This is a genomic window from uncultured Bacteroides sp. (assembly GCF_910586915.1).
In the GTDB taxonomy this organism is placed as follows: domain Bacteria; phylum Bacteroidota; class Bacteroidia; order Bacteroidales; family Bacteroidaceae; genus Bacteroides.
In genome coordinates this window covers 35,021-52,204 of sequence record NZ_CAJULN010000020.1, presented here as the reverse complement: position 1 = coordinate 52,204, position 17,184 = coordinate 35,021, and the positions used below count along the sequence as shown (strand labels likewise).

The 17,184-nt window shown below is 47.0% G+C and carries 17 protein-coding genes, 1 tRNA gene and 1 pseudogene; 13 read left to right on the top strand and 6 right to left on the bottom strand.

Annotation, left to right across the window (positions count from 1 at the left end):
- A pseudogene (locus QZ331_RS08965) lies at positions 1–391 on the bottom strand (transcription antitermination factor NusB); the annotation flags it as partial.
- Positions 392–559: 168 nt separating this feature from the next.
- Between QZ331_RS08965 and QZ331_RS08960 the strand changes: the two are divergent.
- From QZ331_RS08960 to QZ331_RS08945, 4 genes are all read left to right on the top strand, one after another.
- Positions 560–958, top strand: a complete 399-nt coding sequence (locus QZ331_RS08960; protein ID WP_294629566.1) for a PUR family DNA/RNA-binding protein — start codon at positions 560–562, stop codon at positions 956–958.
- A 136-nt stretch (positions 959–1,094) separates the two neighbouring features.
- Complete coding sequence (locus tag QZ331_RS08955; RefSeq protein ID WP_294629565.1) at positions 1,095–1,685, top strand: 50S ribosomal protein L25/general stress protein Ctc; 591 nt, start codon at positions 1,095–1,097, stop codon at positions 1,683–1,685.
- Positions 1,686–1,835: 150 nt separating this feature from the next.
- Positions 1,836–2,402: an aminoacyl-tRNA hydrolase gene (gene pth, locus QZ331_RS08950; RefSeq protein WP_294629568.1), complete on the top strand. Its 567-nt coding sequence runs from the start codon at positions 1,836–1,838 to the stop codon at positions 2,400–2,402.
- 40 nt (positions 2,403–2,442) lie between these two features.
- Positions 2,443–2,865, top strand: a complete 423-nt coding sequence (locus QZ331_RS08945) for an RNA-binding S4 domain-containing protein (protein WP_294629564.1) — start codon at positions 2,443–2,445, stop codon at positions 2,863–2,865.
- 153 nt (positions 2,866–3,018) lie between these two features.
- Here QZ331_RS08945 and QZ331_RS08940 read toward each other — a convergent pair whose 3' ends face one another.
- The 4 genes from QZ331_RS08940 to QZ331_RS08925 form a co-directional block, all read right to left on the bottom strand.
- On the bottom strand, positions 3,019–5,316 hold the full coding sequence (locus tag QZ331_RS08940) for a cation:proton antiporter (RefSeq protein WP_294629563.1): 2,298 nt from the start codon (positions 5,314–5,316) through the stop codon (positions 3,019–3,021).
- Positions 5,317–5,467: 151 nt separating this feature from the next.
- Positions 5,468–6,553 carry a glycine cleavage system aminomethyltransferase GcvT gene (gcvT, locus tag QZ331_RS08935; RefSeq protein ID WP_294629562.1) on the bottom strand — a complete coding sequence of 362 codons (1,086 nt, stop codon included), beginning with the start codon at positions 6,551–6,553 and terminating at the stop codon, positions 5,468–5,470.
- 64 nt (positions 6,554–6,617) lie between these two features.
- Positions 6,618–7,841, bottom strand: a complete 1,224-nt coding sequence (gene pepT / locus QZ331_RS08930) for a peptidase T (protein ID WP_294629561.1) — start codon at positions 7,839–7,841, stop codon at positions 6,618–6,620.
- A 119-nt stretch (positions 7,842–7,960) separates the two neighbouring features.
- Positions 7,961–9,370 (bottom strand): amidophosphoribosyltransferase, encoded by a 1,410-nt coding sequence (locus tag QZ331_RS08925; protein ID WP_294629560.1) that lies wholly within the window; start codon positions 9,368–9,370, stop codon positions 7,961–7,963.
- 421 nt (positions 9,371–9,791) lie between these two features.
- On the opposite strand from QZ331_RS08925, the gene crcB reads away from it, so the two are divergent.
- The 3 genes from crcB to eno all read left to right on the top strand — a co-directional run bounded on the left by crcB (position 9,792) and on the right by eno (position 12,225).
- Entirely contained in the window at positions 9,792–10,169 is a 378-nt protein-coding gene (gene crcB / locus QZ331_RS08920; RefSeq protein ID WP_294629559.1) for a fluoride efflux transporter CrcB, read from the top strand.
- 29 nt (positions 10,170–10,198) lie between these two features.
- On the top strand, positions 10,199–10,861 hold the full coding sequence (locus QZ331_RS08915; RefSeq protein ID WP_294629558.1) for a pentapeptide repeat-containing protein: 663 nt from the start codon (positions 10,199–10,201) through the stop codon (positions 10,859–10,861).
- Between the two features lie 83 nt (positions 10,862–10,944).
- Entirely contained in the window at positions 10,945–12,225 is a 1,281-nt protein-coding gene (eno, locus tag QZ331_RS08910) for a phosphopyruvate hydratase (RefSeq protein WP_294629557.1), read from the top strand.
- A gap of 97 nt (positions 12,226–12,322) precedes the next feature.
- Here the strand turns inward: eno and QZ331_RS08905 are convergent.
- A tRNA-Thr gene (locus tag QZ331_RS08905) sits at positions 12,323–12,396 on the bottom strand.
- Between the two features lie 314 nt (positions 12,397–12,710).
- Between QZ331_RS08905 and QZ331_RS08900 the strand changes: the two genes are divergently transcribed.
- The 6 genes from QZ331_RS08900 to QZ331_RS08875 are packed head-to-tail and all read left to right on the top strand — an operon-like array spanning position 12,711 to position 17,182.
- A complete protein-coding gene (locus tag QZ331_RS08900) occupies positions 12,711–13,274 on the top strand; it encodes a DUF4199 domain-containing protein (RefSeq protein WP_294629567.1) in 564 nt (187 codons plus the stop codon).
- Positions 13,275–13,287: 13 nt separating this feature from the next.
- Complete coding sequence (locus tag QZ331_RS08895) at positions 13,288–14,238, top strand: glycosyltransferase family 2 protein (RefSeq protein WP_294629556.1); 951 nt, start codon at positions 13,288–13,290, stop codon at positions 14,236–14,238.
- Between the two features lie 21 nt (positions 14,239–14,259).
- Entirely contained in the window at positions 14,260–14,811 is a 552-nt protein-coding gene (locus tag QZ331_RS08890) for a DUF6452 family protein (protein WP_294629555.1), read from the top strand.
- Complete coding sequence (locus tag QZ331_RS08885) at positions 14,747–15,544, top strand: DUF6048 family protein (protein ID WP_294629554.1); 798 nt, start codon at positions 14,747–14,749, stop codon at positions 15,542–15,544. The genes QZ331_RS08890 and QZ331_RS08885 overlap by 65 nt, the downstream gene beginning before the upstream one ends.
- Before the next feature lie 9 nt (positions 15,545–15,553).
- A complete protein-coding gene (locus tag QZ331_RS08880) occupies positions 15,554–16,138 on the top strand; it encodes a manganese efflux pump MntP family protein (protein ID WP_294629553.1) in 585 nt (194 codons plus the stop codon).
- 33 nt (positions 16,139–16,171) lie between these two features.
- Positions 16,172–17,182 carry an FAD:protein FMN transferase gene (locus QZ331_RS08875; RefSeq protein ID WP_294629552.1) on the top strand — a complete coding sequence of 337 codons (1,011 nt, stop codon included), beginning with the start codon at positions 16,172–16,174 and terminating at the stop codon, positions 17,180–17,182.
- The last annotated feature ends 2 nt before the right edge of the window (positions 17,183–17,184 follow it).

Sequence of the window (17,184 nt, the reverse complement as noted above, 5' to 3'; positions counted from 1 at the left end):
ATTCTTTGTAGATGTCGGTTTCTATAATTTTCTCGTAAAGTCCTTTCACGAAGTCCTGGTCGTTTGCCCACGTTCTCTTCTGGTTGGCGATAAACTCCGCCAACTGTCTATTGACTTCCAATTGGGCAATAAATTTATTGTCCACAAACTTTGTATTGGGATATAGCTCCTCTGCCGTGGGTGCCAGTTTGGCTTTTGCCGCATCAATGCGCTTCTGTGCATACTCCGTCAATGCTATCATCAGCATCAACAAATAGTTGTAAAGGTCATACGCCTTTGAAAGACTAAAGAATAACTCTTTCTCCGCTGAGTCCAAATTTTTACTGCCGTTCTGATAATAGGCATACACAATCTGTATAATCTTAAGACGAATAAGAACTCTGTTGATCATAATTCAAATTAATACTGTTGTTATCGAATTGCAAAAGTAGATATTTTTAATGAATTCTCACAAGCAAATCACATTTTTTAATGCAGTATTTTATTCTCTGCGCATTTTCTTTTGACAGTTTAAAAAAAATATCCAATTTTGAAGCCGATTATAAACAGATCGTAAGATATGGAAGACTTTAAAAAGAAAATGAGTGCAGACATGAATGACAAGGAGATTGTGTTCTCCAAGTCTGTCAAAGCAGGTAAACGCATCTACTACCTCGACGTAAAAAAGAATCGTAAAGATGAGATGTTCTTGGCTATTACAGAAAGTAAAAAAGTGATAACGGGAGAAGGTGATGATTCTCAGGTCAGTTTCGAGAAGCACAAAATCTTCTTATATCAGGAGGACTTCCAGAAGTTTATGGACGGACTGAACGAAGCCATTGACTTCATCGGCGAGAACTCTGCCGACAACTATCCCGGTTGCCCGCAAAGACACATCGCAGAAAAGAGAGAAAAGGTTGCCGAAGAGGCGGAAGAGAGCAAATTGGAAAGCGAAATCAAAATAGATATCGACTTTTAAGGAAGCAACTCTTTGATAATTCAAAAAAAAGGAATACTTTTGCACCGCTTTTTTGCAACATCGTGTGATAATCCACATCGTGTGATGGTGAATTAAGCAAAATAACTTAATTTAGAGTAACACAAATTTTAAAGAAATGAGATCTATTGAAGTAAAAGGAACTGCAAGAACAATTGCAGAACGCTCTTCAGAACAGGCAAGAGCTTTGAAAGGAATCCGTAAGAATGGTGGCGTACCTTGCGTACTTTACGGTGGTAACGAAGTGGTTCACTTCACTGTAACCAACGAAGGTCTGCGCAACTTGGTTTACACTCCGCACATCTACGTAGTAAACTTGGATATCGATGGCAAACAAGTAAACGCTATCTTGAAAGACATCCAGTTCCACCCGGTAAAGGATACTATCCTGCACGTTGACTTCTATCAGATTGACGAAGCTAAACCCATCGTAATGGAAGTACCGGTACAGTTGGAAGGTCTTGCAGAAGGTGTGAAAGCCGGTGGTAAATTGGCTTTGCAGATGCGTAAAATCAAAGTGAAAGCTCTGTACAACGCAATTCCCGAAAAACTGACTGTCAACGTTTCTCACTTGGGATTGGGTAAGACTGTTAAGGTAGGCGAACTAAGCTTCGAAGGCCTTGAACTGATCAGCGCTAAAGAAGCCGTTGTATGTGCCGTTAAGTTGACTCGTGCAGCAAGAGGTGCAGCAGCCGCAGCAGGCAGATAATCTGAGATTATTCCCATAATAAGGAGATTTTAGCATAAACGCAGATTAATGCAGATTTAAGCAGATGTTCGGTCTGCATTAATCTGTATTAATCTGCGTTTTTCTTTTCTATCCATATATAGTAACAAACTGTTTTATCGAAAAGCAATGATAAAATACTTAATTGTCGGACTGGGAAACATCGGTCCCGAATACCACGAAACCCGGCACAACATCGGATTCATGACGGTAGATGCATTGGCAAAAACCAACAGTGCCCCTCCCTTCATCGACGGACGCTACGGATTCACTACCAGCTTCTCCGTCAAAGGAAGGCAGTTGATACTACTCAAACCGTCGACTTTTATGAACTTGAGCGGACTCGCCGTGCGCTACTGGATGCAGAAAGAAAACATACCGTTGGAAAATGTACTGATTGTAGTAGATGATTTGGCCCTTCCCTTCGGTACATTACGCCTGAAAGGCAAAGGAAGCGATGCCGGACACAACGGTCTGAAACACATCGCCGCCACTTTGGGCACTCAGAACTACGCCCGCCTGCGTTTTGGTATCGGCAACGACTTCCCGCGTGGCGGACAGATTGATTATGTGCTCGGTCACTTTACCGATGAAGACTGGAAAACGATGGACGAAAGACTGGAAACGGCAGGAGAAATCGTCAAGAGCTTCTGCCTGGCAGGAATAAACATTACGATGAACCAGTTCAATAAAAGATAAAAGCAACATCACTAACCACCAACCAATCACCCTACCAATCATGGCTGAAGCAAGAATAGATAAATGGATGTGGGCTGTCCGCATCTTCAAAACTCGCACGATTGCAGCAGAAGCCTGCAAAAAAGGACGTGTCACCATCAACGGCGCTTTGGTAAAAGCTGCACGCATGGTAAAACCGGGGGATGTCATTCAAGTAAGAAAGCCGCCCGTCACATACTCCTTCAAAGTGTTGCAAGCGATAGAAAAACGCATAGGTGCCAAACTTGTACCGGAAATGATGGAAAACGTAACCACTCCCGACCAGTACGAAATATTGGAGATGAACAAAATAAGCGGATTCGTAGACCGCGCACGCGGAACCGGACGCCCGACTAAGAAAGACCGCCGCAACTTGGAAGAATTTACCACACCGGAATTCATGGACGATTTCGACTTTGATTTCGACTTCGACAGCGAAGAATAACAAACGTCTCATCAACTCCACAGGGTTTCAAATCAGTTTCCTTTGCATGAAACTAAAGTTTCATCTAAAAGAAACAATCGTTTCATGCAAAGGAAACTTTAGTTTCATGCGGTAGAAACTAAAATTTCTATTAGTCGAAACAAGCAAAACGACCTATCCTTTACGGCTGATACTACCTACTTCCGACGCAATATCTTTGGTCTTTTGACTGACTAACTGGTACACATCCTCTTTTTCGCCTACCACCCATACCACATCGCCCTCTTTGAGCGGCGCATTCACATCGGGAATCATCAACGCTCCGTCCTCGCTTTCCACTCCGGCTATCATGCAACGGTATTTATCCCGGATACCCGATTCACGAATCGTCCGACCCAGGAAAACAGAATCGCCATCAACGATAAACTGCTTCAAAGTCATTTCGCTTTTTTCATAAATCTCCCAATCAATCTTCGCCCCATTCTGCATCGCCTCATTGAATACGCTCAACTGTTCGTCGGTTCCTATCACCTGTATTTTGTCCATCGGAAACAGGCGGACAGAACCTCCCGGAATATTGATCCGCCTTCTGCCGCGAAGGATAGAAGCGATATGGACGCCAAAGTTCTTTCCCAAATTCAATTCCATCAATGTCTTTCCCGCCCATTGCGATTCTCCGGGTATCTCCATATCAGCCAGATGCAGGTCGTGCGACAATAGACGTCCGGCATATTCGGGCTTCTTCTCTCCCAAGTATTCCGCGCGCACCTCTCTGGAACGAAGGTTCTGAAAGAAACGGCGTTCAATCAGGATGGACTGCTTTTTCAGACGGCGCGACCACACCATCAACAGCACAACCAACACGGCAACTCCGATAACCAGCCCGATAGACGCCTTGAACAATCCGGAAATGACAAAGATGACGAATAGTGCCGCTATCATGATGCGTATGATTACTGTCGACAACAACGGAGCACGATTGGCACGATTGTCGCGCCACAAGGTCAAGAATTCCTCCGAACGGTTTTTCTTTACCATGATAGCGCGCAGAAATGGGGCGATGCAAAGAATAGTAAACACTGCTCCGAGCAACGAGGCCCAAAAATGGGGCAAACTCTCCTTAAAAAGAGGTACGACAAAACGGAAAGAGAGTGCTATAACCGATATGCTGACAATGGAGTAAACGACCGTAATGCGCACCATCGCCAATATCAGTTTCTTCCACAGATTCTCGTGGTTGAGCGCAGTCTGCGACCCGGAAGAATAACGCATCAGCAGCTTTTGCCACGAAGCGGGCAGGCGAGCATCGACAAAAGCATAAGCCGGTTCGGCAAGGCGAATCATGTAAGGTGTAAGAAAAGTGGTGATAACGGAAACGGCTACCACTATCGGATACAGAAAATCGCTTGTCACCTTCAGCGAGACGCCCAAAGATGCGATAATAAAGGCGAACTCGCCAATCTGCGTCAGACTGAATCCGCATTGCATCGCTGTCTTGAGAGGTTTGCCGGAGAGTATCACGCCAAAGGTTCCGAAGAGGGACTGCCCTAAGATGACGGTCAGGGTAATCACAATAATGGGCAGCGCGTATGCTACAATCATCGCAGGGTCTACCATCATCCCCACGGATACGAAGAAGATAGCTCCGAAGAGGTCTTTGACCGGCTTCACCAACCGGTCTATCGCTTCCGCTTCAATCGTTTCCGCCAAGATAGAGCCCATGATAAAGGCTCCGAAGGCGGCAGAGAATCCGGTCTTGGCAGCCATCACCACCATACCGAAGCAGAGTGCCAGCGATACGATAAGCAACGTCTCCTCGCCCATCAGCTTGCGGCAACGTTTCAAGAACTCGGGAATGAGATAGATGCCGACCACAAACCACAGAATAAGGAAGAACAGCAGTTTGCCTATACTCTCCAACATCTCCGCACCCTCGAAATTGTGGCTTACTGCCATCGTGGAGAGCATCACCATCAGCACAATGGCGAGAATGTCTTCCAATATCAGGATGCTCAACACCAATCCGGTGAATTGCTTTTTCCTCAATCCGAGATCGTCGAAGGCTTTATAGATGATGGTAGTGGAGGACATGGCAATCATACCGCCCAGGAACAGGCTGTCCATCCGGTGCCAGCCAAAGGCCATACCGACGGTTATCCCCAGCAATATCATACAGAAGATAATGGTACAGGCGGCAATGATGGCGGAACCGCCCACTTTTACAATCTTCTTGAAACTAAATTCCAATCCAAGAGCAAACAACAGGAAGATAACACCTATATCGGCCCATGTCTTGATGTTCGCAATATCCATTACGGAAGGTGTATAGGGCATATGCGGACTTGCCAGGAAACCGGCAACGACATATCCCAAGACCAAAGGTTGCTTCAACTTCTTAAACAACAGGGTCATTATGCCTGCGCATATCAATATCAGTGCGAGGTCGGCTATTAAAGTTGGTAAATGAGACATTTTTATCGAATTTGCTGACAAAATTACGATAAACCGATGGTATAAGCAACATATCAACGGAGATGTTTTCGGGATAGCCCGCATAAAACGCACCAGCCCCGGATAAAATCAATTACCCGGGGCTGCATCAAACAAGACGAGTTCTTGTGCCTTATTTTCTGAAAGGCGGTTTTACGACCACCGCTTTTAATTTACGTCCGCGCATATCGATACAGATTTCCGTACCTACCTTGCTGTATTCCGGTTTCACGTATCCCATACCGATACCTATTTTACGGGTAGGCGACATCGTGCCCGAGGTCACTGCACCAATCTTTTCTCCTTCCGGACTCACGAGTTCATAACCGTGACGGGGGATTCCGCGGTCGACCATTTCAAAGCCGACCAGTCTGCGGGTAGTTCCCTCCGCTTTCTGTTTTTCCAGCATAGGACGGTTGGTAAACTCCTTGCCATCTACGAATTTAGTAATCCATCCCAATCCGGCCTCTATCGGGGAGGTGGTATCGTCCAAGTCGTTGCCATACAAGCAGAAGCCCATTTCCAACCGGAGAGTATCACGCGCACCCAGACCGACCGGCTTGAGGCCAAACTCTTCGCCCGCTTCAAAAACTGCTTTCCATATTCTGTCGGCAGCTTCGGGATAGAAATAGAGTTCAAAACCGCCTGCACCCGTATAGCCTGTATTGGAGATGATGACATTTTCCTCGCCTGCAAACTTTCCTACCTTAAACGTATAATATGGAATAGAAGACAAATCGACCTCCGTCAACTTCTGCAAAGCAAGAATCGCTTCCGGACCCTGCACTGCAAGTTGCGCCATATTGTCCGAAGCATTTTCCAGCTCCGCACCTTCCGTATTATGAGCGACACACCAGTTCCAGTCTTTTTCGATATTTGCCGCATTGACTACGAGCAGATACTTTTCCGGTTCATACTGATAGACCAGCAGGTCGTCTACAATACCTCCATCTTCGTTGGGAAAGCAGGTGTATTGTATCTTGCCCGGAGTGAGTACCGCCACATTGTTGGAAGTCACTTTCTGAAGAAAAGCCAGAGCGTTCGGCCCCTTCACCCAAAACTCTCCCATGTGGGATACATCGAACACACCGGCATGGTGACAGACGGTGAGATGTTCGTCAATGATACCCGAGTATTCGATAGGCATATTATAACCTGCAAATTCATGCATTTTAGCACCAAGTGCGATGTGTTTCTCAGTAAACGGAGTGGTTTTCATATTTTTAAAAGTATTAAGTTTTAAGTATCAAGTTATAGATAGCGAGGGAGACGGCGACGAACGCTTATTTGGAAGCGACCAGTTCGGCAATCTTCACAATGACCTTCATGGCTTTCTCCATATTCTGAATGGGAACGAATTCGTAGCGTCCGTGGAAATTGAGTCCGCCGGCGAAGATATTCGGGCAAGGCAGGCCTTTGAAGGAGAGTTGCGCACCGTCCGTACCGCCGCGAATCGGCTTCACGTTCGGCTTCACGCCAACGGCTTCCATTGCGGCGAAAGCTGTGTCGATGATATGCATCACCGGTTCTATCTTCTCACGCATATTATAGTATTGGTCGCGCAATTCAATAGTTACCGTGCCTTCGCCGTATGCTGCATTCATCCGGTCAACCAAGCGTTGCAGTTCTTTCTTGCGCTCTTCAAACTTGGCGCGGTCGTGGTCGCGGATAATATAGGAAACGGCGCTTTGCTCCACTTCACCCTGAATACCTATCAGGTGATAGAAGCCTTCGTATCCCGTAGTATGTTCCGGTCTGTCCTGCGCAGGCAGCAGACTGATGAACTCGTTGGCAAGATGGATGGAGTTAATCATCTTATTCTTGGCATATCCGGGGTGTACATTGCGTCCTTTGAAGACAATCTTGGCGGCGGCGGCATTGAAGTTTTCAAACTCCAGCTCTCCTACCTCTCCACCGTCCATCGTGTATCCCCACTCACAGCCGAACTTCTCCACATCGAACTTATGAGCGCCTTCGCCGATTTCTTCATCCGGATTGAAGCCGATGCGAATCTTTCCGTGCTTGATTTCGGGATGTTCTTTCAGATAGACTACCGCCGATACGATTTCCGCAATACCTGCTTTATCGTCGGCGCCAAGCAAAGTCTTTCCGTCGGTTACAATCAGGTCTTCTCCTTGATGGTCTAACAATTCGGGGAACTGCACGGGAGAAAGGATGATGTTCTCTTCGGCACAAAGTACGATATCCGAACCGTCATACTTCGCTACGATGCGTGGAGTTACGTCCTTACCGCTCATGTCAGGACTTGTATCCATATGGGCGATGAATCCGATAGTCGGCACTTCTTTGTCTGTATTGGCAGGGAGTGTGGCAAAAAGATAGCCATGTTCGTCCAATGTGATATCTTCCAATCCCAAAGATTCCAATTCCGCTTTCAGGTATTCGGCAAACACCATCTGTTTGGGTGTGCTGGGAGTAAGTCCTGTCGTCTCGTCCGATTGCGTATCGAAGCTCACGTACTTTAAAAATCTGTCTACTAAAGTCATTTCTATTTACGGTTTAACGATTTACGATTACAAATTGATAGTTTATAGTGCCGTAAAGGTAAAAAAAGAGCCGTGAATTACAAAGCAATTCACGGCTCTTTTTTTACTGTATCTCTTTTTTAGAAGTGGCTGCTGCCGTCAAAGCAGTGTGTGCACACTTTGCACTTGGGCAATCCGATGGCCTCAATCAAGGTCTCCAGCGTGTTGAACTTCAAAGAAGTCAGCCCGAAGCGTTCGGCAATGATGCTTACCATCTTCTCGTATTCGGGCGAACCGGTAGTGGCGTATTTTTCAAGATTCTTATTCTCGTCGCCTTCCAGTTCCTTGATGATGCGGCGGGTTATCAGTTCCAGTGCATTCTTGGAAGCGGAGAATCCCACGAACGGACAAGCATAAATAAGCGGCGGACAAGCGATACGCATATGCACCTCTTTGGCTCCGTAGTCGAACAGAATCTTCACATTGTCGCGCAACTGCGTGCCGCGTACGATGGAGTCGTCGCAAAACAACAGGCGCTTGCCTTGCAGCATGGCGCGGTTGGGTATGAGCTTCATCTTGGCAACCAGCGAACGCATTTCCTGATTGCTGGGAGTAAAGCTGCGGGGCCATGTCGGCGTATATTTGGAAATGGCGCGGTGATAAGGTATTCCTTTTCCTTCCGCATATCCCAAAGCCATGCCTACTCCCGAATCGGGAATGCCGCACGTGCAGTCCACTTCCGATTCGTCTGTGCGTCCCATCTTCAACCCGCTTGTGAAACGTACTTCTTCTACATTCTTGCCTTCGTAGCATGAGGTCGGGAAACCGTAATATACCCACAGGAAGGAACAAATCTGCATATCCTCGTTCGGTTTGCGGAGTTGTTCGATGCGGTCGTCATACAGACGGACTATTTCACCCGGACCTAAATATCTCTCAATCTCATAATCGAGGTTCGGAAAACTGGACGACTCGCTGGTGGCAGCATACGCACCCTCTTTCCTGCCGATGACAATCGGGGTACGTCCCCACTGGTCGCGGGCGGCGATGATGCTTCCGTCTTCCGTCAGAATGAGCATAGAACAGGAACCCTTGATGTGCTTGAACACATTTTCGACGCCTTCGACAAAGGTTTTGCCTTGAATGAGAAGCAGTGCGATAAGTTCCGTTTGATTGGTGCAGCCCGAACTAAGTTCGGCAAAGTGCATATTCTGACTGAGGAGTTCGTCTTCCAATTGCTGGATATTGACAATCTTGGCAACGGTGACAATGGCAAAACGACCGAGATGGGAGTTAATAACAATAGGCTGTGCGTCCGTATCGCTGATGATGCCGATACCTGCATTTCCTTTAAATTTTTCCAGTTCTCCTTCGAACTTGGTTCGGAAGTAAGTACTTTCCAAATTATGGATGGAACGGGTAAACCCTTTTTCCTTACTATAAGTAGCGAGTCCTCCCCGCTTTGTACCCAGATGTGAGTTATAATCTGTGCCGTAGAATAAATCAGTCACGCAACTCGTTTTCGAGACTGTTCCGAAAAAACCTCCCATGTCGTTCTCTTTATTGTATGATGTTTTAAAAAGATGCGCAAAAGTACAAAAAAGAATTCGTCCGATAAAAAAAAGATTCCTAAAATGAATGGCAAAACTTATATTTATAGGAAAAGGATACCTCTGTAGTCCTGTCCGCAGAAAGGCGGATTTAAAACAGGATAATTACTGGCTGTTTTCACCCGTCACAAGGGGGATTTTCAGTGCATATAGATGCTATTTCCACCGCATATATGTCCTGCGTCCAGCGTCTATAGATGCTGCGTCCAGCATATATATGTCCTGCGCGCAGGATATATATGCGCTGTAACAAGCTGATTATAAGGACATAATTTCTTCATTCGGCAGATAGGTGAAGATAGCGGACAATCATTGGAAACTTTTCCGTAAATTTGCCGGCAAACAATCCACAGTATCAACCATGAGCAAAGAAATCATTTATATCTTCATCGGTGGCGGAACCGGAAGTGCATTACGTTACGGCATCCAGCTATGGATGCACGAACGAATCGTCCCTTATCATTTCCCGTGGGCAACACTTACCGTCAATCTGCTCGGCAGTTTTCTTATCGGGCTGTTCTATGCACTGTCAGAACGGTTCCATCTCCCGCTCGAAGTCCGCCTGCTTCTGACAACAGGGTTATGTGGAGGATTCACGACTTTCTCCACCTTCTCCAACGACGGACTGAATCTGCTCAAAGGAGAATTCTACGGAACATTCCTCGTCTATACCTTATTAAATATAGGAGTAGGATTGACCGCCACTCTTGCCGGCGGGTATTTGGGAAAGCATATCTGAACGTACGAATCTAAAAGTCATTTTGCCGCATGATAAAAAGAAGTTCCGCAAAACCCGTCCGCGTAGTTCCTCCCATCATGGAAGAACAGGAAACCAGTGCAACCACCCTGAAAGAATGGCTCGACAAGGAAGAGACGGTATCGCACCTCGCATTTGCCAAAGGAAAAGAGGAAGGCATCGACAAGTCTTACAAGAGCTTCGCCAACTGTACATTCCGTAATCTGGCATTCAGTGAATGCAAGTTCCGCTCTTGCCAACTGACTGACGTACGGTTTGAGAACTGCGACTTATCGAACCTGTCTTTTGCCGGAAGTTCTCTTTACCGGGTGGAATTTATCGCCTGCAAGCTGCTGGGAACCAATCTGTCCGAAGCCACCATCAATCATATGCTGCTGCACGACTGCCATGCAGGATACATCAATCTGTCCATGAGTAAGATGAATCAGGTGCGCTTTGCACACAGCCAACTGCGCAACGGAAGCCTGAACGACTGCCGCTTTTCATCGGTCGCCTTTGACAGCTGCGACCTTGTCGAAGCCGACTTCTTGCATTCATCGCTTCGCGGAATAGATTTGAGTACTTCCCGCATCAACGGAATCACGCTCAACATCGGCGATTTGAAAGGAGCCGTCATCACCTCTTTGCAGGCGATGGATTTGCTTCCACTGTTGGGCGTTATCATCAAAGACTAAAATTCTGCGAAATATTCCTCCCGCGCTCAAACAAAACGCATCATCGCATTGTTATACTGATATTCAAATAAATAACAGAAACAATGAAAATTGAAAAAATCATAGCCCGAGAGATTCTCGATTCGAGAGGTAACCCTACAGTAGAAGTTGACGTAGTATTAGAATCTGGTATTATGGGACGCGCATCAGTGCCGTCGGGAGCATCCACCGGCGAACACGAAGCCCTGGAGCTTCGCGACGGAGACAAGCAGCGTTACAGTGGGAAGGGAGTACAAAAGGCGGTCGACAATGTAAATAAAATCATTGCTCCAAAGTTGGTGGGAACGTCTGCACTCAACCAAAGAGGAATCGACTACACCATGCTGGCCTTAGACGGCACTAAAACCAAATCCAACTTAGGAGCCAACGCCATCCTCGGCGTCTCTCTTGCCGTAGCCAAAGCCGCAGCCAATTATTTAGAACTTCCTTTATACCGTTATATCGGTGGAACAAACACATATGTCATGCCCGTGCCGATGATGAACATCATCAATGGCGGCTCGCACAGTGATGCCCCCATCGCATTCCAGGAATTTATGATTCGCCCCGTAGGTGCTCCCTCTTTCAGAGAAGGCTTGCGAATGGGGGCCGAAGTATTCCACGCATTGAAGAAGGTTCTGAAAGAGCGTGGCCTCAGCACTGCCGTAGGCGACGAGGGCGGCTTCGCTCCCAACCTCGAAGGTACGGAAGACGCCCTGAACGCTATCCTTGCTGCTATCAAAACGGCAGGTTACGAACCGGGCAAGGACGTTATGATTGGCATGGACTGTGCCTCTTCCGAATTCTACCACGACGGTATATACGATTACACCAAATTCGAAGGCGGGAAAGGGAAAAGACGTACCAGCGAGGAACAAATCAATTACCTCGAAGAATTGATAGACAAGTATCCTATTGACTCTATCGAAGACGGTATGAGCGAAAACGACTGGGACGGATGGAAGAAACTGACTGAACGCATCGGCAACCGTTGCCAATTAGTAGGCGACGACCTGTTCGTCACCAACGTCGACTTCCTTGCAATGGGTATCGGAAAAGGTTGTGCCAACTCCATCCTGATTAAGGTGAACCAAATCGGTTCGTTGACCGAAACGTTGAATGCAATCGACATGGCTCATCGCCACGGCTATACAACCGTCACCTCCCACCGCTCCGGCGAAACGGAGGACGTCACCATCGCCGATATTGCGGTAGCAACCAATAGCGGACAAATAAAGACAGGCTCCTTGAGCCGCTCCGACCGCATGGCCAAATACAATCAGCTACTCCGCATCGAAGAAGAACTTGGCGACTTGGCAGTGTACGGTTATCAGAGAATAAAGTAAAACAAGCACTCTCTACGATTATACCGGCGCACCGCCCGGTAATCCTCAAAAAAGTAAAAGCATCCAGGCAAATAACCTGAATGCTTTTACTTTTTTGAGCCTCTTGTCGGATTCGAACCAACGACCCCGAGATTACAAATCACGTGCTCTGGCCAACTGAGCTAAAGAGGCGGGTGGGCAAGCTTACTATATCGCGCCGCTACAACCAACTACCTTTGCTGCGATCAAGCCCTGGAGGATTCGAAGGGAGCTGGCCGTATAGGACTTACCCGTTTTGCGGTTGCAAAGGTAGGTATTTTTATGTATTCTGCAATAGTTATAGAGAACTTTTTTCATACAAAAATACTAAACGTCTACATTTCAACCTATTAAAATCACAAAAAAGTTCTCAGCCAACATCTTCCCCTGCTTTATTAACTTTAACAGCTATATTCTCTGCACCAACCGATATTATTTGTACCTTTGTGCGCTATTTACAAAAGATGATGACAGAAAACAGAAGTTATTTGCAGAAATACGCCATGCACTTTGGCACATATATGGGAGTTTATTGGATATTGAAATTCATCCTCCTTCCATTGGGAATTTATATCCCCTTCTTCTTTTTCTTATTTTCCATATTGACGTTCGCCGTCCCGTTCATAGGCTATTACTACACACGGATGTACCGGGATAAGGTATGCGGCGGAACCATCCAATTCTCTCATTGTGTCCTTTTCGGCACTTTCATGTATATGTTTGCTTCGATGCTGACGGCTTTGCCCCACTACGTATATTTCCAATTCATTGACCACGGATTCGTCATCCAGCCTCCTATCGAATATTGGGAGAAGCTGATGGCCGACGCTCCCGCTATGGTACAATACAAGGAGATGATAACCACGCTGACAGAAAATATGCACTCTCTTACCCCCATCGACCTCACCATGCAGAAATTGTCGTGGAATATATTGGGAGGCAGTCTCTTCTCCATCCCTACCGCCCTGTTGGTGATGAAGAGAGACAATTCTGACAGCGACCAGCCTACCGAACTTAATTCGCAAATTTAGCAACAGACAGAAAATGGATATATCAGTCGTAATTCCTTTGTTTAATGAAGAAGAGTCGCTGCCCGAACTCTACGCTTGGATAGAACGGGTAATGCAAGCCAACGGATTCTCATTTGAAGTGATTTTCGTCAACGACGGAAGCACCGACCGTTCTTGGGAGGTGATAGAAGAACTCAAAACTCAGTCTGAACACGTACGCGGGATAAAGTTCCGCCGTAACTATGGCAAATCACCTGCACTCTACTGCGGATTTGCCGAAGCCCAGGGCGACGTGGTTATCACCATGGACGCAGACCTGCAGGACAGCCCGGACGAAATACCCGAACTATACCGGATGATAACTCAAGACGGCTACGACCTTGTATCCGGATGGAAGCAAAAGAGATATGACCCACTCTCAAAAACATTACCGACGAAGTTATTCAACGCTACCGCACGCAAAGTATCGGGCATTAAAAACTTGCACGACTTCAACTGCGGGCTGAAAGCATACCGCAAAGAGGTAGTAAAACACATCGAAGTGTACGGTGAAATGCACCGTTATATCCCCTACCTGGCAAAGAACGCCGGATTCAAAAAAATCGGGGAGAAGGTGGTACATCACCAGGCACGCAAGTATGGCACTACCAAATTCGGACTCAATCGTTTTGTCAACGGATACCTGGACTTGATTTCCCTTTGGTTCCTCTCCAAGTTCGGTATTAAACCGATGCATTTCTTCGGCCTGTTGGGCTCGCTGATGTTTCTTGTCGGAATGATTTCCGTTATCATCGTAGGCGCCAGCAAACTATATGCCATGTCCAACGGAATGTCCTACCGGTTAGTAACCGACTCTCCCTATTTTTATCTGTCGCTTACGGCAATGATTATAGGTACGCAATTGTTCCTTGCCGGATTCTTAGGCGAGCTGATTTCGCGCAATGCGCCCGAACGGAATAACTATCAGATAGAAAAGAAAATTTGATTCACCATTCAATAACTGACTATGAAGAATTTAGTTCGTATCTTTCTCCTATTGGTCATTGTCGGTGCCGTTGCAAGCATCCATAGTTCGTGCTCGGACGATAACGACTGCTCGCTGGCAGGACGCCCGATGATGTACTGCACCTTCAAGACGATAGACAAGAGCCTTGCACCGAACATCGCGTTGAACGACACGCTCGACTCGCTGACAATCAGAGCACTCGGAACCGACTCTATCATTCTCAACAATGAGAAAAAAGTACATAAGATAATGCTGCCGCTACGCTACACAAGCGACTCTACCGTATTTATTCTTCAATATGACCCGAAAAGGAATCCCAAAGATATGGATACGCTGTATATTGTACAACGGAATACCCCCTATTTCCAGTCGATGGAATGCGGATATATGATGAAACAAAACATCATCAGTGCCACATTCGGCAACAAGGCCGGTAGTTCGGAGAAGATGGACTCTATCTATTTTAGAAACAAAGAAGCCAATAGCAATGAAATTGAGAACCTACAGATATTCTTTAAATATCGCGACCGCACGCCGGATACAACTGATTAGCCTGTTTCTGCTGTTGTGTATCGGGCTTCCGTTGCGGGCACAGCAACAACGTACGGCACATTCCCCTAAAAGAGAGCAGAAAAAGGACAAGGTAGCCGAAGCGGATACCATACCTTTTTATAATGGTACGTATATCGGCGTAGACTTGTATGGCGTAGGAAGCAAACTTCTTGGCGGCGACTTCATGAGTTCAGAAGTCAGCGTGGCAGTCAATCTGAAAAACAAATTCATCCCTACCATTGAAGTAGGTATGGGCGGCACGGATACCTGGAACGAAACAGGTATCCACTACAAAAGCAAGGCTGCTCCGTTCTTCCGCATCGGTATGGACTACAATACGATGGCAAAGAAGAAGGAGAAAAACAACTATCTGTATGCAGGTATCCGCTATGCTTTCAATTCGTTCAAGTACGATGTATCCACCATGCCCGCAAGCGACCCGATTTGGGGCGACGCCGTAGGCAACCCCAGTATGGAAGACAGTTATTGGGGAGGAAGCGTACCGTTCGACCATTTGGGAATGAAAGGTTCAGTGCAATGGCTGGAGCTCATCTTAGGTGTCAAAGTATGCATTTACAAGAACTTCAACATGGGTTGGTCCGTACGCATGAAGTACAAGACGAGTGCCTCTACCGGAGAATACGGCGACCCGTGGTACGTACCCGGTTACGGAAAGTTCAAGTCCAACAACATGGGAATCACCTATTCCCTTATCTACAAATTGCCTCTTTAAGAATATACAATGACAGGATTAGAGATTTGGTTGCTTGCAATAGGCCTGGCGATGGACTGTTTCGCCGTTTCGATTGCAAGCGGTATTATATTGAAGCGTACGCAATGGCGCCCCATGCTGATCATGGCTTTTGCATTCGGGCTTTTCCAAGCAGTCATGCCATTTGCCGGATGGATGTTTGCCAAGAACTTCAGCCGCTTCATAGAAAGCATAGACCACTGGATAGCCTTTGCCATTCTTGCTTTTCTTGGCGGCCGGATGATTTGGGAATCTTTCAAAGAAGAGGAAGAGTGCGGCCGACCGTTCAATCCGGCAAGTTCGAAAGTGGTACTCACTATGGCGGTGGCAACGAGCATCGACGCCTTGGCGGTCGGCATCTCGTTTGCCTTCTTAGGGATGCAGAGTTACAGCGAAATCCTCTCTCCTATCCTCATCATCGGCTTTGTCTCGTTCGTCCTCTCGCTCGTCGGGCTTATCTTCGGTATCCAATGCGGTCGAGGACTGGCACGGAAGCTGAAAGCGGAATTATGGGGCGGCCTCATCCTTGTCATTATCGGATTCAAAATATTAATCGAACACCTGTTTTTCCAATAAACGGAATGTTCCAATCAAACAAAAGAAAAGCGCATGAAAACAAAGAAGAGTTTCCTTTGGCTGGCGTTCTTAGTTCTAGCCACTATCTGGATATTGGCCAAACGCAACCAGCCGGCCAACTACCACACCATTCAAGGCCTGGTGTTCGGGACAGTATATAAAATCACCTACGAGCACGCAAGCGACCTGAAGCCCGAAATCGAGGCCGAACTGCAACGTTTCGACCGCTCCTTGTCGCCATTCAACCCGAATTCAGTTATCAGCCGTATAAACCGCAACGAAGCATTGGTTGCCGACAGCTTCTTCCAGCACTGCTTCCAGCGTTCGATGGAGATATCACGCGCTACAAAAGGGGCCTTCGACATTACGGTAGCTCCTCTTGCCAACGCCTGGGGATTCGGATTCAAGAAAGGGGCTTTCCCGGACTCGTTGATGATAGACAGCCTGTTGCAATTCACCGGTTACGAAAAGGTGAGATTGGAGCATGGTGAAGTCATCAAGCAAGACCCGCGTACGATGTTGAGTTGCAGCGCAGTAGCCAAAGGATATTCGGTAGACGTAGTGGCACGCCTGCTCGACTGGAAAGGTATCGGGAATTACATGGTAGACATCGGCGGCGAGGTAGTGGTAAAAGGCAAGAACCCTTCGAATAGCCTATGGCGGATTGGAATCAACAAACCTGTCGACGACTCGCTGGCCGTCAGCCAAGACCTGCAAACGATACTCGAACTCTCGGATTTAGGTTTGGCTACTTCGGGCAATTATCGCAACTATTACTACAAAGACGGTAAGAAATATGCCCATACCATAGACCCGAGAACGGGCTATCCGGTACAGCACAGCATCTTGTCTGCCACCGTTATCGCCCAAGACTGCATGACTGCCGATGCACTGGCTACCTCCTTCATGGTGATGGGGCTGGAAGAGGCGGAAAGGTTTTGCGAAGCGAACCCCGAAATCAACGCTTACTTCATTTACAGCGGAGACGACGGAGAGTTCAAAACCTACTATACGGAAGGAATGAAAAAGTACATCGCGAAATAAAG